17 protein-coding genes are annotated in these 24,297 nt (G+C 51.9%); 8 read left to right on the top strand and 9 right to left on the bottom strand.

The features are described 5' to 3' along the window. Nucleotides 1-259 precede the first annotated feature (259 nt). The gene (locus PG879_RS13265; RefSeq protein WP_043154220.1) at nucleotides 260-835 is read left to right on the top strand and encodes an LON peptidase substrate-binding domain-containing protein; all 576 of its coding nucleotides are present in this window, start codon (nucleotides 260-262) and stop codon (nucleotides 833-835) included. 272 nt (nucleotides 836-1,107) lie between these two features. Here PG879_RS13265 and PG879_RS13260 read toward each other — a convergent pair whose 3' ends face one another. Together PG879_RS13260 and PG879_RS13255 are read right to left on the bottom strand one after the other, a co-directional pair. Further along, the gene (locus PG879_RS13260) at nucleotides 1,108-3,183 is read right to left on the bottom strand and encodes an ATP-binding protein (RefSeq protein ID WP_270830300.1); all 2,076 of its coding nucleotides are present in this window, start codon (nucleotides 3,181-3,183) and stop codon (nucleotides 1,108-1,110) included. 18 nt (nucleotides 3,184-3,201) lie between these two features. After that, entirely contained in the window at nucleotides 3,202-4,383 is a 1,182-nt protein-coding gene (locus PG879_RS13255; protein ID WP_270830299.1) for an FIST signal transduction protein, read from the bottom strand. Between the two features lie 113 nt (nucleotides 4,384-4,496). Here PG879_RS13255 and PG879_RS13250 point away from each other — a divergent pair, with 113 nt between their 5' ends. Then, complete coding sequence (locus tag PG879_RS13250; protein WP_270830298.1) at nucleotides 4,497-5,420, top strand: gluconeogenesis factor YvcK family protein; 924 nt, start codon at nucleotides 4,497-4,499, stop codon at nucleotides 5,418-5,420. Nucleotides 5,421-5,432: 12 nt separating this feature from the next. Here PG879_RS13250 and PG879_RS13245 read toward each other — a convergent pair whose 3' ends face one another. The 3 genes from PG879_RS13245 to lpcA form a co-directional block, all read right to left on the bottom strand. Continuing rightward, the gene (locus PG879_RS13245) at nucleotides 5,433-5,768 is read right to left on the bottom strand and encodes an Hpt domain-containing protein (protein ID WP_039038838.1); all 336 of its coding nucleotides are present in this window, start codon (nucleotides 5,766-5,768) and stop codon (nucleotides 5,433-5,435) included. A 300-nt stretch (nucleotides 5,769-6,068) separates the two neighbouring features. Further along, on the bottom strand, nucleotides 6,069-6,866 hold the full coding sequence (locus tag PG879_RS13240; protein ID WP_010674143.1) for a class II glutamine amidotransferase: 798 nt from the start codon (nucleotides 6,864-6,866) through the stop codon (nucleotides 6,069-6,071). Between the two features lie 112 nt (nucleotides 6,867-6,978). Beyond that, nucleotides 6,979-7,557: a D-sedoheptulose 7-phosphate isomerase gene (gene lpcA / locus PG879_RS13235; RefSeq protein ID WP_270830297.1), complete on the bottom strand. Its 579-nt coding sequence runs from the start codon at nucleotides 7,555-7,557 to the stop codon at nucleotides 6,979-6,981. Nucleotides 7,558-7,809: 252 nt separating this feature from the next. On the opposite strand from lpcA, the gene fadE reads away from it, so the two are divergent. Next, on the top strand, nucleotides 7,810-10,266 hold the full coding sequence (gene fadE, locus PG879_RS13230; protein WP_270830296.1) for an acyl-CoA dehydrogenase FadE: 2,457 nt from the start codon (nucleotides 7,810-7,812) through the stop codon (nucleotides 10,264-10,266). Nucleotides 10,267-10,440: 174 nt separating this feature from the next. Beyond that, nucleotides 10,441-11,958, top strand: coding sequence for an HD domain-containing phosphohydrolase (locus PG879_RS13225; protein WP_039038835.1), 1,518 nt, complete (start codon nucleotides 10,441-10,443; stop codon nucleotides 11,956-11,958). Between the two features lie 75 nt (nucleotides 11,959-12,033). Here PG879_RS13225 and PG879_RS13220 read toward each other — a convergent pair whose 3' ends face one another. Further along, nucleotides 12,034-13,284 carry a TIGR03503 family protein gene (locus PG879_RS13220; protein ID WP_171864876.1) on the bottom strand — a complete coding sequence of 417 codons (1,251 nt, stop codon included), beginning with the start codon at nucleotides 13,282-13,284 and terminating at the stop codon, nucleotides 12,034-12,036. Then, nucleotides 13,281-14,003, bottom strand: coding sequence for a DNA polymerase III subunit epsilon (gene dnaQ, locus PG879_RS13215; protein WP_270830294.1), 723 nt, complete (start codon nucleotides 14,001-14,003; stop codon nucleotides 13,281-13,283). Before dnaQ ends, PG879_RS13220 begins: the two co-directional genes overlap by 4 nt. 138 nt (nucleotides 14,004-14,141) lie before the next feature. On the opposite strand from dnaQ, the gene PG879_RS13210 reads away from it, so the two are divergent. From PG879_RS13210 to PG879_RS13195, 4 genes are read left to right on the top strand one after another with little or no spacing between them, the layout of a single operon-like run. Beyond that, the gene (locus PG879_RS13210) at nucleotides 14,142-15,359 is read left to right on the top strand and encodes a tyrosine-type recombinase/integrase (protein ID WP_119196780.1); all 1,218 of its coding nucleotides are present in this window, start codon (nucleotides 14,142-14,144) and stop codon (nucleotides 15,357-15,359) included. 1 nt (nucleotide 15,360) lies between these two features. Continuing rightward, complete coding sequence (locus tag PG879_RS13205) at nucleotides 15,361-17,016, top strand: hypothetical protein (RefSeq protein ID WP_125117155.1); 1,656 nt, start codon at nucleotides 15,361-15,363, stop codon at nucleotides 17,014-17,016. Further along, nucleotides 17,013-19,079: an integrase gene (locus PG879_RS13200; RefSeq protein ID WP_125117154.1), complete on the top strand. Its 2,067-nt coding sequence runs from the start codon at nucleotides 17,013-17,015 to the stop codon at nucleotides 19,077-19,079. The genes PG879_RS13205 and PG879_RS13200 overlap by 4 nt, the downstream gene beginning before the upstream one ends. Next, complete coding sequence (locus PG879_RS13195; protein WP_125117153.1) at nucleotides 19,079-19,492, top strand: hypothetical protein; 414 nt, start codon at nucleotides 19,079-19,081, stop codon at nucleotides 19,490-19,492. Before PG879_RS13200 ends, PG879_RS13195 begins: the two co-directional genes overlap by 1 nt. Before the next feature lie 119 nt (nucleotides 19,493-19,611). Here PG879_RS13195 and PG879_RS13190 read toward each other — a convergent pair whose 3' ends face one another. Then, complete coding sequence (locus PG879_RS13190) at nucleotides 19,612-20,283, bottom strand: hypothetical protein (RefSeq protein ID WP_125117152.1); 672 nt, start codon at nucleotides 20,281-20,283, stop codon at nucleotides 19,612-19,614. A 33-nt stretch (nucleotides 20,284-20,316) separates the two neighbouring features. Beyond that, complete coding sequence (locus PG879_RS13185) at nucleotides 20,317-23,178, bottom strand: UvrD-helicase domain-containing protein (protein WP_119196781.1); 2,862 nt, start codon at nucleotides 23,176-23,178, stop codon at nucleotides 20,317-20,319. Nucleotides 23,179-24,297: the final 1,119 nt, after the last annotated feature.

The following is a 24,297-nucleotide window of genomic DNA, read 5'->3' as shown; positions in this document are numbered from 1 at the left end:
GCATTTTGCATGAATCAAATTTGCAATATGCGAAAATAGACTCATTCTGCACACGGGGTATGTTCGGCGCCCTAACACCTCACCTGAATCCCTTTCGCACTACCTTGCTTGCATTCGCGACATCAAATCACAATAGATTGATTTTAAATGGATATTAAAAATAACCACGGGAAATAGCTCACCCCTTCGCCACGCCACCTCTCTCTGGCACGGTCACTGCATTGTCACATTCAGCAATGACTGATTAGGAGGATGGAACATGAAACTTCAACAACTGGCACTGTTCCCCTTGCCGTCCCATATTCTGCCCGGCGGCAAGCTCCCCCTTCGCCTGTTCGAGCCGCGCCACCTGCAGATGCTCAAGGAGTCCTTCCTCGAGGATCGGGGTTTTGGCATCGTGATGGAAGAGACTACCAGCACGGGTACCTGCGGACGGATTCTCCCGGTCGGAACCCGCGTCAAGGTGACTGATTTTTATACCCTCAACGACGGTTTGCTCGGGGTCACCGTGCTCGGCCTTGAACGCTTCTGCATCCACGAGATGGAAACGGATGACGCAGGCCTCAGGCACGCCCAGGTCGAGCCACTGCCCAACTGGCCGAGTGCGGATTCTGATATCAGCGACAACCAGCTGGTCAGCCGATTGAGAGAGGTCTTTGCACAATACCCGGAACTGGATGAGCTCTACCCGGACAAGCAGTTCGACGATGCAGCCTGGCTCTGCCAACGCTGGCTCGAGATCCTGCCCATGCCGATCTATGAAAAACAGATGTTGATTGCCAAACAGAACAGTGAAGCGGCGCGCCAGTTCTTGCGCCGACTGATCGCACAGTGAGTCAAAGAGTGAGTCAACGGTTGGTTTGCAAAACGCGAATTCTCGGCACTGCATTCTTATAATGAAAAAATGAGAATTGCATTTTGCAATCACGGTAGCGATAAATAACACACAATTCAGCTACAGGCCGCAAATAACAGGTTTTGAAAAGTTGGCACGACTTTTTCATATAAAACCGTACAACCCGATTTATCCCGTGCTCTCTTCAGTATTTGCTGAAGAATTGGTCAACCACCAGGTTGACCATTTTTTTTACCCAAAATCGGCCGGCATCACCTGCAATGGCGGAGCAGGCAGCTTCGCAGCCTGGCAAGACTGATGGGTTTGGCCAGAAAATCGTTCATGCCCTGGGCAAGGCAGCGGGCCCTGTCCTCCATCATGGCATTGGCCGTCAACGCGACGATGGGCACCTCGCACCCCATGTCCCGCAGGCGTCGGGTCGCCTCCAGCCCATCCATCTGCGGCATCCGCATATCCATCAGGACAAGGTCCGGCTGCTGCTTCGCCACCTGTGCCAGGGCCTCCAGCCCATTGCCTGCCAGCCTCACCCTGCACACCAGCTTCTGCAGCATCAGGGATACCACCAGCTGATTGACCGGACTGTCTTCCACCACCAGCACATCCAGCTCCAGTCTGGCGCACTCTTCACTATCGGGGGCGGCGGCCGGAGCACAGGGAGAGGCCATCCCGGGCAGCTCGAACCAGAAGCAGCTTCCCAGCCCAGGCGTGCTCTGCACGCAAATGTCTCCCCCCATCAGCTGCACCAGCCGCCTGCAGATGGCCAGCCCGAGCCCCGAGCCGGAGAAGCGGCGGGTTGCCGAACTGTCGACCTGATAGAAGGGTTCGAACAGCAACGCCTGATCCTCGGTGGAGATGCCGATCCCCGTGTCGCTGACCATGACCCCCAGCTTTTCCTCCTCCCAGGTCAACGCCAGACGCACGCTACCGACGGAGGTGAACTTCACGGCATTGCCAAGCAGGTTGCCTATCACCTGGGAGAGGCGGACGGCATCCCCTTGAAGGCGTTCGGGGAGCGTCTCATCCAGATGCCAGTGCAGAGTGATGCCCTTGGCACTGGCCTGTGCCTGCAAGGGCTCCACCAGGGCACGGCACAGCTCGGCTGGCTGAAAGGGTTCACAGTGCAGCGTCAGGGTATGTGACTCTATTTTCGAGAAATCGAGCACATCGTCGATGATGGTCTGCAACAGATGCGCAGAGTGGGTGGCATGGCCGATGAGGGTCTGTTGCGGAGTGTCGAGCCGGCCGTGCTGCAGCAGATCCAGCATCCCCAGCACGGCGTTCATGGGAGAGCGGATCTCGTGGGTCATCATGGCGAGGAACTGGGATTTGGCACGGTTGGCCGTCTCGGCATCGTCCCGCGCCCGCGCCAGCTCCTGCTCGCGGCGGATCTGGCTGCCTATCTCCCGCGCCGTGCCCCGATAGCCGAGGAAGCGGCCACCGGCATCATGGCAAGGCTCCGCATTGATCTCCATCCAGCAAGGCCCGCCCGCCAGCATCACCTGGGCCCGCATTCCCCGCACCGGCAGATGGTGGGCGATCAGGTGCCGGTAGTGGCTCCAGGCCGGGTCCTGCTTGTCGTGGGCAAAATCATAGAGGCTTCTCCCCGTCTGGCGGGCCAGCACCTCTCCCTGATAGCCAGGGGCAGAGACATAGCTGAGCCTGTGCTGGGGATCGGTCTCCCAGAACCAGTCGGAGGCCATGGCGGCAAAACTGCGAAAACGCTGTTCGCTGGCCTGCAGGGCCAGGGTCTTGAGGTCAACCTGTTCTTGCAGGCGAGCCCGATAGGCGATGTTGACCAGGGCCTGGGAGATGAGCGGGCGACAACGCTGCATCGCCGCCTTGCTCTTGAGATCGAAGGTGCCCGCCACGCTGTGCCGACAGATGAGCACCCCGGAAAACCCCGGTCCCTGCAAGCCTGTCATCATGACGCTGGCCCAGCCCGGCGCCCCCGCCAGCGGCGCCAGCTCAGGCAGTTGGGCAGGATCATAGATAACCAGGGTCTCCCCCTCGATGGCCCTGGAGAAGATCGGTGTCAGCGACCAGATCCGGCCCACCTCGTCCGGCTGGGTGCTCAGATGGGTGCTGCCCCTCACGGCCTCCCAGGCGACCACGTCCGCCTGTTCGAATCCGATAAAGGGCTTGAGAGCAAGAATGAGACTCTCCAGTACCTGCTCCAGACTCTGGGCCTGTGCCAGGGTCGCCACCCCGCACAGCAGGGCTTGGGACTCCTCCCGATATCTGGCCTCCCGCTCCCGGCAACGCATCAGCTCCACCAGCGTGGTTTGCAGTTTGTCACCCAGAGTTTCGAGTTCGCTATTCCCTATCATCTTGAATCCAGCACAGTGTCAGCTCTCGAGGAAGATTACGCTCGACACCATGAGGTTGCCGTGCGCCAGCTCACCATGGGGTAATCGTCCCTGTTCACCGAAGGTAAAGGGCGTGATGAAGGGGATCTCACCCAGCCTCTGACTGAATTGACTGACGATGTCCCCCAGCCTGTCCCCCAGTGCCAGCCGACAACCGGCACAAAACACCACCAGGGCGCCAAAGGGGCGCATATTGCTCGCCATGCCATATTCAGGCTCGATATTCACCGCATTCAGGCTACGCTGCAACAACCCTTCCTGGCTGCTGTACATGAGCAGCAGCCGCTCTCCCAGTCGGGTTTCGGTAAAGAGGCGCAGCCCCTCCCGCGCCGTCACCGCCTCGGGATGGGAGAGCTTGTAGTAGGGCAGGTCATCGAGCATGCCGACCTGACGGGCCAGTGGCGAGAGCGTCGTCTCCTTGAGGATGGGGCCCACCGGCCAGGGCGTCGCACGCTCGGTCCAGCGACCATAGACCCGGGCCGCCGGCTCGTGATCGATGGTCAGCACCTCCCGCCCGTCTATCCCGGTAATGATGCCGCGACACTCGGTGGGTACATAGCCTGAATGAAACTGGAACGCCAGTTGGCAATCGGGGTAAAGCACCGCCAACACGCACCCTTGTGATCCCTCCCCTTCGTCCCAGCACAGCTGCCACTGCCCGGCCACGCCGTCGTCTGCCGCCGACCCGCCGACGACGGGAACGGTCGCGCCAAACTCGGCGTCAATCCCCGCGAGCACAACCTCCTCCAGCCCCGGGCTGGTGTGCAGCAACACGAGCTGCGGCAGCTCTCCCGGTCGGCCACCATCGGCGATGGCGCGGCGCAGCAATGCCCGCACATCCGGTTGATCCCCCATCTGGCCAGCCACGCCATAGGCCCCCTTGTCATCATAAAGGGCGGCGACCGACAGGCTCCAGCCATGCCGACCATGATGGCCATCCTGGGTCAGGATACCGCCGCAGGAGCTGCAACCGATCAGCCGGGTATCGGGAAAACGTGCCTTGAGCGCACGGCGCAGTTCCGCCGCCTCGTGTGCTTGGGTAAAATAGACCAGCAACAGCGATGGAACATGGGATGACTGGGCATGCAACCGCTCTGTAACTTGTTGGGCGGCCAGTGGGGTCGTCTCGGCAAGCGAGTGAGCCGTCAGGAAGTTCAACATCGTCTCCTAGGGGTACGGGATGCTTGCATCAAGCAAAAATCATACCCTTATCAAACAATTACCTGGCCATGGAGACTAGAATGGTGCTCACTGGCCTCCCACGGGATCACTGCATGTGGCAGAAAAATATCAATGACTTCGACCGGGTTGTCGCCATCGGCGGCGGGCACGGTATGGGCCGGGTGCTCTCTTCCCTGTCGTTCTTGGGATCCCGGCTGACGGGCATCGTCACCACCACGGATGATGGCGGCTCCACCGGACGCCTGCGCAAAAGCCAGGAGTGCATCGCCTGGGGGGATCTGCGCAACTGCCTCAACCAGTTGGTGACCACCCCCAGCATCGGTAGCCAGCTGTTCGAGCACCGCTTTACCGGCCGCGGCGAGCTGGCGGGCCACAACCTCGGCAACCTGATGCTGCTGGCCCTCGACAACCTCTGCGTGCGCCCCCTGGATGCCATCCGGCTCATCAGCGACATGCTGGAAATTGAACCCAATCTGCTGCCCATGTCCGAGCATCCCACCGATCTGTGCGCCCACACCGTCTGTGGCGATCAGATCCTGGGAGAGGTCTCCATCGATCAGCTCACCACACCGCCACGGGCCCTGAGCCTGAAACCGGTCGTGCCCGCCACGCGCGAAGCGATCGAGGCGCTGAGCCAGGCCGACATGATCATCCTGGGGCCGGGCAGCTTCCTCACCTCCATCATGCCTCCTCTGCTGCTGCGCGAGATTGCGGAGGCGATCCGCAGCAGCCGCGCCATCGTAGTGTTCATCAGCAATCTGGTGGACGAAGAGGGTCCGGCAGGCCAGTTGTCACTGTCCAGTCAACATCGTTGGCTGGAAGAGCGGATTGGCAGCGGCCGGATCGATGCCATTGTGGCTCCCGAGGGCCCCCAGATACCCGAGTTGCAGCACTGCCTCGTTCGGGCCGAGCTGGGTGAAGCGGCCCTCCCCCACCGCCACGACCGCCTCAAGCTGCGGCTGGCACTCGACACCGTGATCCTGAGCAGGCTTGGCGAGCGCGACATGGCGGGCTGATGCCCTTCTGGCTCAGTGAAACTGGGCCAGATGGGTGAAGACCTGGGGCAGTGAGTGCTCCAGCTCAGCCAGCAGTCTGCCGGCCTCTTGCTCATCTTCCCGGCGACAGGCGGACTCCAGATCCATCACCTGCTGATAGCTGGGTTTGGCGCCATAGCTGCCACAGGACGATTTCATGCTGTGGGCAACACGCGCAAGGGCTGACCAGTCCCGCTGCTCAAAAAGCGGTCTTAATTGGGCCAACTGCTCGCCTACCTCTTCGACAAACACCGAGATGACGACTGGCATCATCTCGTGACCGATATCATCTGCCAGTTGTCGCAGCACTTTCTGATCCAGCCACTCCATCTTCTCTTCCCTATGATGGTATTCAAACAGACCACAATATAGCGGACCCACAGCCCCGCTGTCACCCGTCCTTCGGGCATGCCCGTATCGCTCCGGATGCTCTTGCGACACCAGAATGTGAGCAGCTTCAAGTTATCGGTATGTCAGCCAGAATGGAGAGAGATAAAGGTTGTTACAAAATTAACATTAAAGTAACAATGCAACCCATGAGAATGATGCGGCTCAGCAACACCTCTCTCATCCCTTTTTGCCTGTATGGCTGCTGCGAAGAACCAGGGTAGACATCTACCCTGGTATTTTTTATTTCTGGTTCAACAAGTTGGCTGCATTGCCATATTCCAGCTCGCCCAGCCTGAACAGGCAGAACTCCCCGGGCACCATCTTCACCCAATTCTCGTTGCCGGTGAGCGGCCGGGTGGCGATCAGGGTCACCACATCGTTCGGCGTGGTTTCACTCTGAAAGTCGATGGCCACATCCTCATCCAGCAGACGGGCTTCGCCAAAGGGAGCCCTGCGCGTCAACCAGTAAAGATTGTTGCTGCAATAGGTCATCACGAACTCTCCGTCCGACAGCAGCATGTTGAACACCCCGAGCCCGCGCAGCTCGTCGCACAGGGTCGCGAGGTAGCGGAACATGGCGGGGAAATTTGCCGGCCGTTTGGGGTACTTGTGCTCCAGCCTGTCGAGCAGCCAGCAGAAGGCGTGCTCGCTGTCGGTGTCGCCTACCGGGCGGTGCCGCCCCGTGGGCAGCCTCTTGTAACCGGTCAACTGGCCATTGTGGGCAAAGGTCCAGTAACGGCCCCACAGTTCGCGGGTAAAGGGGTGGGTGTTTTCCAAGGAGACACACCCCCGGTTCGCCTGCCGGATATGGCTGACCACGGCGCGGCTCTTGATGGGCAGTGCCTGGACCAGCTTGGCGATGGGAGACTGGGCGCTGGGTTCGGGATCCTTGAAGGTGCGAAAACCCCGCCCCTCATAGAAGGTGATCCCCCAGCCATCCTTGTGGGGACCGGTCTTGCCGCCCCGCAGCATCAGCCCGGTAAAGCTGAAGCAGATGTCGGTCGGCACATTGGCACTCATGCCGAGCAGTTCGCACATATACCATCCACTCCCTGAATGTCTTGACTCTGGTTTCGTCAATCAACCGTCACGGCTGGATGAGAGGGCCGGTATGGTCACCCATCCCCCCCTCTCAATCCCGGATCGTTGATTACTTGGCCATCTCTTTTTCAACCAGCTGGATCAGGATGTGGATCACCTTGATGTGCACTTCCTGGATGCGGTCGGCATAACCGAAGTGCGGTACACAGATCTCCACATCGGCCAGACCAGCCATCTTGCCGCCGTCCTTGCCGGTCAGGGCAATCACCTTCATCCCTTTGGCACGGGCCGCCTCGATGGCTTTGAGGATGTTGCCGGAGTTGCCGCTGGTGGAGATGCCGAGCAGCACATCACCACGGCGGCCGACGGCCTCCACATAGCGGGAGAAGACATAGTCATAGCCAAAGTCGTTGGAGACGCAGGAGAGGTGGCTGGGATCGGAGATGGCGATGCCGGCATAGCCTGGGCGGTTCTCGCGATAACGACCGGTCAGCTCCTCGGCAAAGTGCATGGCATCGCAGTGGGAGCCGCCGTTGCCGCAGGAGAGTACCTTGCCTTCCTGCTTGAAGGAGTCGGCGAGCAGCCTGGCCGCCGCCTCGATGTTTTTCAGATTTTGCTCATCTGCCAGGAACGCCTGAAGCACGCTGGCAGCCTCGGTCAACTCGTTGCGGATCAGTTCTTGGTACATGGTTCTTGAAATCTCGTCGTCCAACATAGGGTGGCGGCATTGTCGCACAAGCCAGTCCAATCGTCGCCCCCCGCCCGCCAAGATGGGGCGGGCAGCGCGTTATGGCGATCACAGAGCCAAGGTAACAGGCTTGTAAACAGCTTGATAAGTTTGTGCGTATGAATTACAACAGGGGCCACATCCAACAGGTCAGACCTCTGGATCAGTTAACGCCAATTTCCCAACCTCGGCAATTCATGCAAGGAGCAAACAATGACGACGACCCTCACTCTGCTCGGGGTGATCCTGGTGATCGGCGCCATGGCCTATCGCCGTGCGTCCCTGTTCACCGCCACGCTTGCCACGGCCGCCGCCCTGGTCGCCGGCACCTTCTATGGCCATGTACCCCTGCTGGTGTGGGCGCTGTTCGCGGTGATAGCCCTGCCCCTCAATCTGGTGGAGTTTCGCCGTAACCAGCTGACCAAGCCGCTGTTCAAGATCTACAAGTCCATCATGCCGGAGATGTCCCGTACCGAGAAGGAAGCCATCGAAGCGGGGACGACCTGGTGGGAAGCGGATCTGTTTGCCGGCAACCCGGACTGGAAGAAGCTGCACGCCATTCCGGTGAGCACCCTCAGCGCCGAGGAGCAGGCCTTCATGGACGGCCCGGTTGAAGAAGTGTGCCGCATGGTCAACGACTGGGAAGTGACCCACGAGCGTGCCGATCTCTCCCCCGAAGTGTGGCAATACCTGAAGGACAACAAGTTCTTCGCCATGATCATCAAGAAGAAATATGGCGGGCTGGAGTTCTCCGCCTACGCCCAGTCCTGCGTGCTGCAAAAGCTGTGCGGCGCCAGCGCCGTGCTCGCCTCTACCGTCGGCGTGCCCAACTCCTTAGGGCCGGGTGAATTGCTGCAACACTACGGCACTGACGAGCAGAAGGATTACTACCTGCCCCGTCTGGCTGTCGGCAAGGAGATCCCCTGTTTCGCCCTGACCAGCCCGGAAGCGGGTTCTGATGCGGGCTCGATTCCCGACTTCGGCATCGTCTGCAAAGGCGAGTGGGAAGGGGAAGAGGTGCTCGGCATGCGCCTGACCTGGAACAAGCGCTACATTACCCTGGCTCCCATCGCCACCGTACTCGGCCTCGCCTTCAAGCTGCGTGACCCTGACCACCTGCTGGGTGAGGAAGAAGAGCTCGGCATCACCTGCGCCCTCATTCCGACCCACATCAAGGGAGTCGACATCGGTCGCCGCCACTTCCCGCTCAACGTGCCGTTCCAGAACGGCCCGACCCGCGGCAAGGACGTGTTTGTACCGCTCGACTTCATCATCGGCGGCCCGGCCATGGCCGGTCAGGGCTGGCGCATGCTGGTGGAGTGTCTCTCCGTCGGTCGCGGCATCACCCTGCCCTCCAACAGCACGGGCGGCGTCAAGATGCTGGCCCTGGCCACTGGTGCCTACAGCCGCATCCGTCGCCAGTTCAAGCTGCCGATTGGCAAGATGGAAGGGATTGAAGAGCCGCTGGCACGCCTGGGTGGCAACGCCTACATCATGGGCGCCGCCGCCAAACTGACGGTCACCGGCATCGATCTCGGTGAAAAACCCTCGGTCATCTCCGCCATCGTCAAGTACCACCTCACCGACCGCGCCCAGAAGTGCATCATCGATGCCATGGACATCCACGGCGGCAAGGCCATCTGCATGGGGCCGAACAACTATCTGGCCCGTGGCTATCAGGGGGCCCCCATCGCGGTGACCGTCGAGGGAGCCAATATCCTGACCCGCAGCATGATCATTTACGGTCAGGGAGCCATCCGTTGCCACCCCTACGTGTTGCCGGAGATGCTGGCCGCCAGCCACCCCGACAAAGAGCAGGCGCTGAAAGATTTCGACAAGGCGATGTTCAGCCACGTGGGCTTTGCCATCAGCAACCTGGTGCGCAGCTTCTGGCTGGGGTTGACCGGTGCCCGCTTCGCCGCCGCGCCCTACAAGGATCAGACCAAGGGCTACTATCAGCAGCTCTCTCGCCTCTCCGCCAACCTTGCCTTACTGTCAGACATGGCGATGGGCACCCTGGGTGGCGAGCTCAAGCGCAAAGAGCGGGTCTCTGCCCGCCTTGGCGATGTGCTGAGCCAGCTCTATCTGGCCTCCAGCGCCCTCAAGCGCTATCAGGATGAAGGACGCCAGCAAGCCGACCTGCCGCTGCTGCACTGGGCACTGCAAGACGCTTTGTTCAAGGCTCAGGAAGCGATCGACGAGTTGCTGCGCAACTTCCCGAATCGCTGGATTGGTCTGGCCCTGCGCGCCATCGTGCTGCCCCTTGGTCGCGACCTGAAGCGTCCCTCCGACAAGCTCGACAGCCAGGTGGCCCGCCTGCTCCAGGTGCCAAGTGCCACTCGCAGCCGTCTGGCCGAGGGCCAATATCTGACGCGCGAGGAGGGCAACCCCTTCGGGCTGCTGGAACAGGCGCTGGACGATGTGCTGACCGCAGAGCCGCTGTTTGACAAGGTGTGCAAGGCCGAAGGGAGCAAACGCCCCTTCACCCAGCTCGACAAGGTGGCAGAGGCAGGCCTGAGCCTCGGTGCCATCAACCAGGTCGAAGCGGATCTGCTGCGGCGTGCCGAGGAGAGTCGTCTTCGCACCATCAACGTCGATGATTTCGATCCCGTCGAGCTGGTGGCCAACAAGGCACTGTTTGAAGCCTCCGCCTATCACAGGGCAGCTTGATGCCTCTGATGCCAGAACGCCTCCCTTGTGGAGGCGTTTTTCATGAAAGGGCTGGTGGATGGCATCCGATACGAAGAAAGAGAAACCGACTGGATCATATTTTGGATATCAATCCGTTTCCTATATTGAATGAAGCGGTTAAGGTAAGCACAGGATCACACACAGGATTGCATAATGGATGATCAAATCCTGATTATTGATGATGAAGATCTTCCCCAATCAGCACCGCGTCCCGCCGGCTGGAAGGTGATGATAGTGGACGATGAACCCGAAGTGCATCGCATCACCAAAATCACCCTGAACAAGTTTGAATTCGACGGCAAGCCGATCGATTTTCTGCACGCCTACTCTGCGGCTGAAGCCAAAGCCTTGCTCGCCCTCACCCCGGATGTCGCCCTGCTGCTGCTCGACGTCGTCATGGAGGTCGATCATGCCGGTCTCGAGGTGGTCAAGTTCGTGCGCGACGAGCTGCAAAACAAGATGGTGCGCATCGTGCTGCGAACCGGTCAGCCCGGCCAGGCCCCGGAAGATGACGTGGTGACCAACTACGACATCAACGACTACAAGGACAAGACCGAGCTTACCTCCCAGAAACTGCGCACCCTGCTGCGCGCCAGCCTGCGTTCTTACCGGGACATCCGAACTCTTGAGAGCAATCGACAGGGGCTGGAGAAGGTCATCGAGGCGTCCAAGGGGATCTTCGAGCAGCGTGCCCTGCGCCAGTTCGTCGAAGGAGCCCAGACCCAGCTCAGCGCCCTGCTCAATCTGGAAGAGTCCCAGATTTACGATGTGAAGCACCTGGCGTATGAGGTGCGGGATCAGGTGCTCGAGCCTCTGCTCAGCGATGGTCCCATGCTGCGCCTCGTCGATGCGCCGGAAATCCTGCGTTGTGCCATGGCCAAGGGGGCCAATGTCTACGATGGCAACCAGATGGTGCTCTATTGCCAGAATGCCCGTCATCACCTGCTGTTCCACATCGAGACCACTCGCCCGCTCAGCCAGATGGATACCGGGCTGCTGAGCCTGTTCACCGAAAACATCATAGTGGCGCTGGAGAATATCCGGCTCAACGAGGTGATCGGTGACAACCAGCGAGAGATCATCTATCGCATCGGTGAACTGGTGGAGAGCCGCTCGAAAGAGTCCGGCTTGCACGTCAAGCGGGTGGCCCTCTACACCGAACTGTTCTGCAAGCTGCTCGGCATGAATGAGGACAGGTGCGAGCTCATCAAGCGGGCCTCTCCCCTGCACGACATCGGCAAGGTGGGGATCCCGGACGCCATCTTGCACAAACCGGGCAAACTCACTCCCGAGGAGTGGGAGATCATGAAAACCCACGCCCAGCTTGGGCAGGACATGCTCTCCGGCAGTGACCTGGCCCTGTTCCAGATAGGCGCCACCATCGCGGGCAACCATCACGAGAAGTGGAATGGCAGCGGCTATCCCCGCGGGTTGAAGGGAGAGGACATTCCGCTGGAAGGACGCATCGTCGCCCTGGCGGATGTGTTCGATGCTCTGGGCTCGGATCGTTGCTACAAGCAGGCCTGGCCGCTGGATCAGGTGCTGGCGCTGATCAAGGAGGAGAAAGGAGAGCACTTCGACCCCCTCCTGGTGGACCTGATGCTGGCCAATCTGGAGAAGTTCCTCGATATTCGCGAGCAGTACAAAGACATCTATATCGGCGCTCACTGATATCGGGTTCACCCCATCCACTTGCCACCATGAAGAAGCCGCCCATTGGGCGGCTTCTTTGCAATGTGCGCGGAATTATTGCTCCGGCAGATTGAGATCCAGTTTGGGGGTTGCTGGCGTCTCTTCAAGTTGCGCCTTCTGCGCCGCCATCGCCTTGTGCAGAGTACGGCGCTTTTGCAGCAGAATGAAACCACCGGCCCCCAGCAAGAGCAGCAACACGCCACCTCCCCCCAGCGCCCAGGGCAGCCAGACCGGACTCTCCCGCTCCTCGAACCGGTCGGGGGTGGCGGCGGATGCAGGCATGGCCGCAGAGGGTGCGGGAGGGGGGGGAGGCGGTGCTATGGTGAACGACTTGGCCGGCAATTGCAGTTGCACCTCGCGACCGAGCCGGGTTGTTCCAAAGAGGGTGGCCTCCACCTTGTACTGCCCTGCCGCCTTGAGGGCGGAGAGATCCACGCCAAAACGCGGCGCTGTCGCCACCTCGTTGAACGTCATGCTACTGCCGCTGCCGTCGATGGCCTTGCCCTGGATGACCACGGAGGCGGGATCCAGTTCATCCACATCGATGACCAGAGAGAGCTTGGCTCCCCCCTCCCCGGAGGGGGGATTCAGGGAATAGCTGACCGGCCAGGGGTAGAGCAGCACCTGCTGTGACTGGGCTCGTGAGAAGACCTCATTGCCGGTGCTGAAGAGGGCTCGGTATTTTCCCGCAGGGACGTCCAGTACCGCCTCGGCGGTCAAGATACCGTCCCCCGGCACTTCGTCCACCCCCTTGCCATCATCCATGTAGCGTCCCAGGGTCTCCTCGAACACGGGATCGCCGCTCTGGCTGGCATCGTTGAACTGCTGCAGCTTGACGGTCATGCCCAGATCGGTGAGGTAGTAACCCGCTCCAGGCGCCGCGCCATCGATCAGCAGACGGGATTGCAGTTTGACACGCTCACCCTGATAGAGGCGGGCCGGTAGCGGCTCGCTCTCGACCTGGATGTCGGTGAGCAGGCGCACCCGATTGTCGGGGTCCACCTCTCCGATCGCCTGCCAGGGGCCGGGCATGGGGTCGCGGATGGTGATGAGATCCTGATCCTTGAGGGGCAACCAGCCCACGTCGGGCGGCTTGACCTTGCCCACATAGAGCTTGCTGCCATCGGGTCGCACCAGGATCACCGAAGGCGTCCCCGGCTTGCGCTTGATGATGAAGGTGATCTCCTTCACGCCGTAATCGATGCGAAAGCGGTTGTCGAGCAGAGGAATGTCGGAAGGCGCAAACACCTCGTTGGCCGCGGCCGGGAGGGAGGCCAGCAGCAGCAGCCCCCAAAGCGATCTCATTGCCGCCACAGGCAGGCACCTCCTTTTTTCTGTACCAGATCTAGCCTCGCTTCATGGACAGCCGCCACCTCGTCGCTCGCGCGCACCACCCTGAGCGGCGGGCGATTGCTCTCCAGACGACGAATGCCGGTATCCTGGCTGGTCTCGCTCTCGCTGGTTTCGCTCGCCAGATTGAGTTTGGTCTGGCCACCCGTCATCAGGAGGTAGACGTCCGCCAGGATCTCCGCATCAAGCAAGGCGCCGTGCAGGGTACGGTGAGAGTTGTCGATGCCGTAGCGATCGCACAATACGTCCAGGTTGTTGCGCTTGCCCGGGAAGAGATCCCGCGCCATCGCCAGGGTATCCGTGATGCCGCAGATATCCGCCGTCTTGAAGTTCAGACCGAGCTTGCTGAACTCATAGTCCATGAAGCTCACGTCAAAGGGGGCGTTGTGGGCGATGAGCTCGGCGCCGCGAATGAACTCGATGAAATCGTCCGCTATCTGGCTAAAAAAGGGCTTGTCCGCCAGGAAGGCATCCGTGATGCCGTGCACGGCGATGGCCTCGGGGTCCACCAGCCGATCCGGCTTGATGTAGACGTGGAAATGGTTGCCGGTGAGTTTGCGGTTGATCACCTCCACACAGCCGATCTCGATGATGCGGTGCCCAAGATAGACAGGGCCGCCCGCGGTGTTCATGCCGGTGGTTTCGGTATCCAGAATAATTACCCTATTAGACATACTCTGTAACCCTTAGACCAGTTTATAAAGACAATATTTCAATTATATCACGAAGTTAGACTGAAATCTCTATGAGATTTATGGGCAAAAGTGTAAACTACAAAAAATCGTACAAACAAACTCCTGAAAAGTGTAAACATGAAACTACAGATCAGAAATTACATTGCACAAAACGGTGAACGGTTCTCACTACTGTTCGATGTTGACCATGATGATTCTGATCATGCCGCGTTTCCACTTTTCTATCCAACAGCTTATGTCACAAGACAGTTGCGGGGGCTGATGCACAACAGCCAAGTAGAACAACTCCAGGTGATCAAGAAGCTCTACAACTGGGCGCATTCAGAGAAACCATCCTTAGACCTGCACCAGGCCTTTCTCAAACGCCAATTTCTTAAACCACATCAAATAGACTCATTGGCAACTTTCTTACAGGTGAAGGATAAGCAAGGAAACACCATATCAAGGTCGCGATTTAATCGTTCATTAAGTGTTGTCGCTAGCTATCTAGGGTGGTGTGCAAGAGAAATAATCACTGATTCTAACGCACTTGAGATAGCTTCAGCCATCGACAGTATGGAAAAATCGATAGTTGGTCGTTGCATAAAACGGCAAGGTTCTGCTTCTCGGAAAAAGCAGGATCAACTAACCAAACGACTATCTGATGATGCAAGAACATGTCTACTAAATCTCTTTCACAACCCTGAATGTGGTCTCAAAAATCCACTCCAACGGAACACTCGCCATCGAAATGTTCTTGCTTTACAAATTATGTATTCGACTGGTATGCGTATCGGAGAAGCCCTTGGACTTCAGCTACAAGATTTCATTTCTGCTTCTGGCGGTGAGCCAGCATATTTGGTTATACGTAGAAATCATGACGCCGAAAATGATGATAGAGTTAAACAACCTGTAGCTAAAACACTTGGTCGTAAACTCGCAATTGATGAGAACCTCGCAACTACAATCTCTGATTACATGATTAGACGCTCTCACATTCCCCGTGTAGGATTTAAAGACCATGATCCTCTTTTAGTGAATTTCAGAGGTGGTTCAAGGATTGGTCTAGGGATTAACACATCAAATTTCGAAACCTCATTATCGAATTTAAAGAAGAAATTTCCTGCGCTATCTGAGATCCACCCACATCTATTAAGGCATGATTGGAATTACCGTTTTTCACTTGAAGCCAAGTCAAGAGGTTATACTGAAAAACAAGAGCGAGAGATTCGAGAATATTGTATGGGCTGGGTTGATGACTCACCTTCATCAAAAATATATAACAGACGATATATTGAGCAACTTGCATTTGAGATTGGCTTAAAGATAGCTAATGACACGAAGAAGAAGGTCTAAAATGGGCATTGCATTTATAGAAGAGTCAGAACTGACCGAGCTGCAAGTAAAGAATAAATCAATGAATATTACTGCACGTATTACACACAAACCTCAACCAATAAAATTCCCGAAGAATATGATAATAGAAGGTCGCAAATTAAAAATAATAGGCGGCGCTTCATTTAATATTCATCCAATAAAGATGAAATTGAAAAATGAAGACTTCAACTCATTTCTTGGTGTCATTGGATGGCTCGGTGCAAATGGTGGTATTGCATCATTAAACAATATTATTATCGCCTTCAGATCCTATGTTAGGTTTGCATATATAGATGGCATCACTGTTGAGACTCTATCATTATTTCTAGATAAATGTCGAAGTCATAAAGTCGGAGCAAGTTTTTTTGGTTCTATAAAACAACTGTTTATTAAGTGGAATGCACTGGATTATCCAATTTCAGAGGATGTAATTGACTTCTTATTCCTTGTTAAACTACCGAAACCAAAGAGGCCTTCAGGCAGCAGAGTCCGATCTGATGACCCAACTGAAGGATGGTATACAGACAAAGAGTATGACTCTCTTGTACAGGCTATTTGGCGGGCGTATGAATCTGGTGAAGATACGCTGTGGCGAACTTGTATTCTTCTTTTATCAGCACAGTTCGGACGTCGTCCAATCCAATTTGCACATCTGAAGATTTGTGATCTCAAGGAGCATGGAATAAGCTGTGGAGTTTTTGGTCGCCGCATTGAATTTCCTGGAGCTAAGGATGCTGATGCATCAGAATTTCGCGGTTCAAAGATTGAAGTTCATCCAATAAATAATGAACTATGGCGACTTTGTCAGCGTCAAAGTAAAGACACTATTCTTCGATTTGAAGAGGCATTAGGCCATGAGCTTACGCAGAACCAGAAATTAAAATTACCCCTCTTTACACATAGGTCTGATAACGTACTGAGGAAGCGAATGGATGATGCAAGGTTTCTTCATGAAGATGATGAAAATGAAATGCTGGCATCACATGTCTTTCACGTAACCGGTAACCAAGTTTCCAGTGTTATACAAACAGGTCCATTTGGTGAGACGGTAGTTTCTCATAGAACAAATGAACCATTAGTCCAAAATGCATATCGGTTCAGATATACTCGCGCACGGCAAATAGCTCGCGCTGGTTGTGCGAGACCTGCCCTGCAACATTGGCTGGGTCATGAAACGGATTTTTCTCTCGATGCTTATTACGATGATCCAGCAGAAAGAGCCAGAGTATTAAACGAGCAAATAGCTCCATTATTAGCCCCTCTAGCCCAAGCGTTTCAAGGCAATCTCAGAGATAGCGAGGCACAAGCAGACAGAGGTGATGATCTGACTAGCCGTATCGAGCTAGATGGGCAGGAAGATTTGGGCGTAGGTACATGCGGGGAATATGGTTTTTGCTCCGCTTCAGTCCCTATTCCTTGCTATCGTTGTACCAAATTCCAACCTTGGGTATTTGGCCCTCACAATGAAGTACTAAACAGACTGCTAGAACGGCAACGACTAGAAAATGAAGTTCCCAGACCAAGACAACAGCGGCGACTGCTTGTGCCGCTTCAATTAGATAAGGACATTCAAGCAGTGAGAGAAGTAATTGCTCTATGCGAGGCACGTAAAATATACCTAGGGGAAATAAAATGAGCAATATTGTTTATTTTAAATCCAACGCGTCATTATCTACAGAAAAAAACTTGTCCGACTTGATAGTTTTATCACGTGACAAAGTGACTCTTTGGAGTGATCGAGATGGTTTCGATTGGGAAGCAGCCGTATGGCCAACACACTTTAATTCCATTCGATTTATCAACATCCGCGCACGAGGTTTGCATCAATCTAAAATACCTGAAGAACAACATTTGATGACCTCACCATTCATATATTTTGCTAAATCCTATATACGATATACACAGAACATCCGTAAAACGAAGACTTTCAGGAGAGCTTTTGCCGCATTACAATTACTTGAAGCTGCACTAATCGAAATTAATGGAAATGCAGATGTAACACAAATCAGCGGAAAACATCTAGACCGAGCTGTCGAATTGATGATTTTTGAAGAATTCAAAGACCGCCAAGGAATTGGAAATGCACTCCAAAACATAGCCAAGAATCTAGCCACTTGGAATATTAGTACATCCAACCTTAAACACTGGAAACATCCATTTTTAGGGAAGGACTCCAATGCTAGCGTATTAAAAAACTCCCCTGACGCTGCGATTAAAAAACTTCCTTCAGATGACACGCTACTTGCAATAGCCGAGATATTTTCCAACGGGTACACAAGTGTTCAAGATGATGAAGACATTTTTATCACTTGCGTGACATGTCTTTTGTTATGTGCACCAATGCGCATTAATGAAATGCTATTTTTCAGAACAAATCCACTAAAAGAAGAAACCGATAGTAATGGGAAAAGCCAACTATACATATCCTATTGGGTTCCTAAAAATGGCCGTTATGTTAACAAAGAAATTCCCGAAGTAATGGCTCCCCTAGCGAAGGAAGCTGTGAGGCGACTTCAGAAAATCACAGAAAGCTCTCGTTTATTAGCACGACACATTGAAACTAAGCCAGACATTTTTTACCGACACTCACAGTGTCCTAATGTGTCGGATGATCAGATACTAACTCAAGAAGAGCTAACTCAGGCGCTTGGATTCGCAAGCACAAAAAATGTCGAGAGTTTTATCTATCGCTGTACGGGGAAATATAAATGCAAAGGCTGGACGCTCAATTCAATATGGGCGCTCATAAAAAATGAAAATAAAAAACTAAACCCATTCTTTCCTTATCAGGTTGATCCTACAGATTCATCAAGCGGATCACCATTGCGAATGTCAGAGTCGCTAATGTGCTTCAGATATCAACAACTGTCCACTAGAAATCAGACAAATTCTGTACTGCTCGCGCCAATGAACTACGATTATTATGCTAAACGCCTTGAATCAAGAGATATGGAGCGTGGTAATAAGATAGTGAACATGAGTATTTTATTAAAACATGGTTACGAAGGGCTAGAGCTGCGTTCGCATCAACTTAGACATTTTTTGAACACTGTAGCTGATGAAGCAGGAGTTGGGATTGAAGCCATTACTCGCTGGTCAACCAGAGCATCTCAAGCTCAAAGCAGAGTATATATGCACGGTGATCCAGATCGAAAAGCCCAAAAGATAGCAGCTCAAACTGGCATGACACCAAGCCAAAAAACATCAATGCCTATAACCCAGGACGAGTATCGCATCATGGATTTTGGGCCAATCATCACCACTCGTTATGGTGTTTGTACACATGACTATACATTAACGCCCTGTAACAAACATGCTGATTGTCTAAACTGCTCTGAATTACTAATATGCAAGGGTCACCGCAGATCTCTTGAGGCAATAACTGAAGAACGTAATCATATTAAAGAAAATCTTGATGCGGCTCAGGCTGCAATAGATGCAGGTCGTAGAGTAGCCAGTCGTTGGCAACAAGTACATTTACAAACACTTGAACGGCTAAACAAGCTAATTGAGATTATGACAGACGAAAATATTGCTGATGGTAGCCCAATAAAAATTCAAGGTACTGACTTTAGTCATCAGATGCGTATTTTAAATAACACAGAAACAAAATCATTAGAAAAAAATGTTGATGTTATCGACTTCGGATACAGTGATGATCTTGCCGCTTGCTTACGGCTACTTTCGGAGGAAAATTAATGCCTAGTCCAATTACTGACAAGCATCTTCAACACATTGCAGCCCTTATCAGAAACTGGCCAGCAAATGAGTCCATCACTTGGGATGCAATATGTGATGCATCTGAGATGATTATTGGCTATAAGCCGACACGCCAGGCATTATCCAAGAAACCGATACTAACAAATGCCTATAAAACGAAGAAAGCTGAGCTGAAAAAAAAACGGCTAGCTTTAGCTGATGTTTCAATTCCCAAGAGTATGCCCGCAGCTGTCGAACTGATTGCCAAGTTGAGACAAGAAAACTTACAACTAAAACAAGAGTTGTCGAGAATGGCAGAAACTGCACAGCGCTTTATCCATAATGCGAGCCTCCATAACTTAACCCCTTCAACACTGATGAGAGCATTGCCAAAACAAAACAGAAAAGAATAACAAGCATTTATATAAATTATATGTTCCTCACATCTGGCTTCTTATTAATTCCTTAAACCTAAATAGAAGCCAGATTAAAAGCATCACAAATTCTTGAGTTGACAACTCAATTAGATGCTTTATAGAAATTCACGTCTTATTTCCTTCTTCTCCTGTTCATTCAAACTAACCAAGTTATGAGAAAACTCATTAAAAAACAGCACAGGCTTAAATAAATATTGTGTTGAGTCAAGAAATTCATGATTCACTCGCATCGAGAGATACTCAAGTTTATCAACGAACCTATTGTAAACCCAGCCACTTCTATGGCCTTTATTCCTGGCAGCCTCTGCAAGAACCTCTATCTCTCGCGTCAAGAATGAGTTAACCAGCTCAGCCTGGGCAGGAACATTTGCACACAATGTTTTAAATGAATCAACCCACCACCGCTTAAATGGAATAGAGGAAAATGCACAACTACCGCCAAGCCAGGGTGACCGATACCCAATATCTAATCTACGAGTCGCCTCGTTTGAAGACAAAGGGAAAAATTTTTCAATACTATCGAGTCGTGAGCTGAGCTTGAAGCCGGCTGTCCCCTCTGCCTCATATACCTCACCAGTGTTGTAGCTGCCGATATGGTGGTATAGAACCGTACCAAAGGGGGCACTGCGTTGGTCTTCTACTAACTGGTATAAAGCAAAAGACCTACAATCTCCCAGATCCCACTCAACCTTTAAATCTTCACACAGGCTAGCATTGGTAGAAAACGTACTATTGAATTCATTTATGATTTCGGAATACGTATCCATATGTGCCCCTACCTTAACTTACGTAATTAGTTATCATAAGCCTGCCTTGACCTTGATGGTAACCTTGCACTGGTCATCCTTAATCCCATAACCAGTACATCCCCAAAAGTCACCATACTGACCATTACGGATTTTCATCGGTCGTCCGCACTCAGGGCATATTTTAATTTTGCAACCACAAAGAGAATTATTGCAAACACTCTCATTCCTTGTATCAATTGATGGTGAGTAGCATTTTTCACACACTCTAGCCTTTCCTACAGGACAGCCAAAACCTGTGCTACAAGCATAGAAATCACTATACGGCCCCTTGACCAACCTTAGATAGCCATCTGTACAGTATGGGCACTTGAACCTTTTTTTTGATTCCTCACTGAATGCTTTTGAAACAACATTTATCTTGTATTTTGGCGAGAGTAATTCCGTCACAAAATCGGATGGTGCTGTAGGATTGGCAATAATATATACTTTCTTCCTTGCTCGGGTAATGCCCACATACAGGAGACGCCTTTCCTCAGAATGAGGATATGGGTCTAGAGATGGCAGCAGGGCTTCAACTATAAGGTTGTCTTTATTTTCATTAGGGAATCCCATCTTTCCTTGAAAGAAGCCGATTAAAATTACATAGTCTGCCTCTAACCCCTTAGCTTTATGGAAGCTCCAGAAGTTAACATTGCGCAAACTATTAGTCTGTTTTAATGCACTCTTAGCCTCATTTAAAAGATAGTTATAACGAGCAATGACGGCGATACTTCCAGTCGCATCATTCTCTCTAATCTTTTGAACAACCTCAGCGACTCTTTTATTCAAACCGCCTTTTTCTGGGGATTTGTCATCAAGCAGATAAATCTGTGAATCCTCAACTACAGTATGCGTTTCTATATACTTTTTATACTGTTCAGGATTTTCCATAATGAACTGACCAGCAGTATCGGCAATGCTATTGTTATAGCGGAAGGTCTTTTGTAGTTTAGTAAGCGTGTAGCTACCAACGATTTCACCAAAGCGAGTTGTTAGCTCTAACTTTCCACCATTAAATCGATAAATTGACTGCCAATCATCACCAACGACAGTTAGTGATGGCTGTGGCCCATTATTAATGATGGTCTGAATGAACTCCATTCGAGCTGTTGATATATCCTGGAACTCATCAACCAGTATGTATCGCCATTCAGGAATATATTTTCCAGCATTCACCTCCTGAATCGCTCTGATTATCATGTCATCAAAGTCAATTGCATTCTGTTCTCTGAGCTCACTGATATATGCATGATGAAGCAAATCCAAAATTTCTGAGAGCTTCTTGGAATGATGCACACCAGTAGCATCGAACCGACTCTGTATGGACTCTTTCGTGAGGCGTTCAACTCGAATTGATTGGAGGGCTTTTGTCAAAAGTTCACCCCAGCCTGTGATATGACCCATATCACGCAGCTTGCTGAACAATTCATCAGGAGATAATGGATTAAGAATGACACCATTATCTAACAGCTTTTTCTTGAGGTTTTCCAGTAAAACACTCTCTATCCATTCATAATGGAATGTCTCAATTAAAACAGTTTCACATTCATTATGAAGCATTCTTTTATTATTAATGGACTGATTATAAGAAACACGATCTATATCTGGCCTGGTTCTTCCATGACGGTCTATACCAAAATGCTCAATATAAAGTTCAGGTTCTATGATTTTAAAGTCTGGGCGATAGTCAAAACCAATATCAATACGCCGTTTGGTCACATATGGAGACTCATACTTATACTCAACACCATTCTCATAGAGGAAATTTGCTATAAGGAGTTCCTGATAGCCCTTAACGAGATCACTATTGAGGGTTCTAAATTCGTTGTCCCTGATATACGCTTCATATTCTGATTTTGACTTAAAATCAAAAGGGTTAACGGGTTCTGGGAACAAATTTATAAAGTCATAAATTCTATCGATATCCGATGACAAATATTCTTCAAGCCATGAGGTGACCCATACTTTTAGCTTTACGTCATCATCAGTAAAAACAGATATGTTGGTATCAACATTTGAATTACGTAGAATCATTCTGCCTAATGCATGGAAAGTAGCTATGTGTGGAGCTGATTCTAGCTCGATATTAGACGTCTTAGCTTTATCTGCAAGGCGTTCACGTAGTTCTTTAGCGGCGGTATTGTTATACGCAAGAACCAATATTTCCGATGGCTTTGCTAATTCTCGGTCGATTAGATCAAGAGTTTTAGCAACCATGACTGATGTTTTCCCCGTGCCAGCAGCGGCAAGCACCATATTCCTATCATTGGAGCGTAATACTCCCAAACGCTGCTCATTAGTTAATGGATTTGATTCGACAACATCAAAGAATCCTTTTCTTTTTATAAGTTGTAGTTTTTCGTGTCGATCTCGTAGAGATTCAATGTTAATAGGGTGATGTGAAATAACATTTTTAACCTTCGTTATCAGATCAGGTTTTAAATACCTTTCCCATTGCTCGTTCTGAGCCTGATAGTCGAAGCTCAATGATGCACATATCTGGGTAAGGTGGCTTACCCAAGAGTCCCTTGGGTACTCGTCAAAAGCAAGACGATTAAACTCGGTAACTTTCTGCTCTATTGTTGTTGTAATATGTTTTGCTATTAAAATATTTAGCGACTCAACGAAGCTATCTGAATCAGCACATCTAATAAATTTATGTTTTTTAGTCTTACTTCCAATCTTGTAGGTAAGTATCCCGCCTAGAAATTTTCGTTCAAAAGTTGCAAAACTCCTGAAATCGGATGCAGAGTCATTTTCTAATATATTATCTTTTTTTGAGGATACTAAATTATCTCCCTGCACAACAATAGTATCTGAGCCGAGGATTTTTCCAATGAAATTAAATGATAGCTTGGCTATGGAATCATTCATTAACAACTCTCTAATTAATGCGTCTTGCGACTTATTTCATAGCCCACAAGTTGTGGTGCCAAATGAGTGATATCGTAACAGATTACATGAGTGGTTTGGTCACAAACCTGTGAGCAGAGAAAACTAGATGAGAGGGCGATCACACTGAGCTACATCTAAGTTGTGCTTTGGGTACGTAAAACCAACTGACAGCACACTAGGTGTTATGTGACATAGCATACAAGTCTCATGGGGCTGGCAACAATGTATCGCTCCATACAGCCACGTTGGCGACAAGCGGGAGAGTACGGTCAGCATCATCGTTGAAGATACTACGATTCCAGAGAGAGCTAACTGATAAAGCCAATAGAAAAGATCTTGATGAGTCCTCTTCGTTCATGGCATGATAATGTCATGGGTACTTCTGCACCCAGTTAGCCGACCTAGGCGAAGGTGTGTGACCAGCAGAGTGAAAGAAAATTCAATTAACCCTATTCTTCTATAGGGCGTATGTCGGCTAGCGCATCTAAATTGATGAAGGACAGGCGTATCATGAAACACCAAAACGATCACATCAAATTCCCTTCTGGTAATACCGTCGAATTTTGCCGTAAAAAAGCCAAAAAACTCGTCAAGGAAAAGGGAATAAAGCTAGCCCAAGCGTTAGACATCATTGCTGAACTCAATGGGATTTCTGGTGGGTGGCACAATGCCATGCAGCAGCTTAATAATAAGCCTCAGCCCTCTGCGGTAATATCAGCTAAACTACCTGAGAAATTGGAAAAACTGTTTGAGAAGATTGATGTAGCAATGCCTAATCTGCCTGATCATGTTGAGCAGCTGATTAGAAGTGCTGCAATGCCTAAGCTGCCTGATAATATTGAACAGCTGATTAGATATGCTGCAATACCTCAGCTGCCTGAAAATATTGAGCAGCTGATTAGAGATGCTGCAATACCTCAGCAGCCTGAAAATATTGAGCAGCTGATTAGAGATGCGGCAATTCCTAAGTTACCTGACCATGTTGAGCAGCTGATTAGAGGTGCAGCGATGCCTAAGCTACCTGATCATGTTGAGCAGCTGATTAGAAGTGCAGCGATGCCTAAGCTGCCTGATAATATTGAGCAGCTGATTAGAGAT

The sequence above is a fragment of the Aeromonas sp. QDB63 genome, assembly GCF_027707425.1.
In the GTDB taxonomy this organism is placed as follows: domain Bacteria; phylum Pseudomonadota; class Gammaproteobacteria; order Enterobacterales; family Aeromonadaceae; genus Aeromonas; species Aeromonas caviae.
The sequence above is the reverse complement of the archived record's forward strand: the minus strand, read 5'-3'. Positions and strand labels throughout refer to the sequence as shown.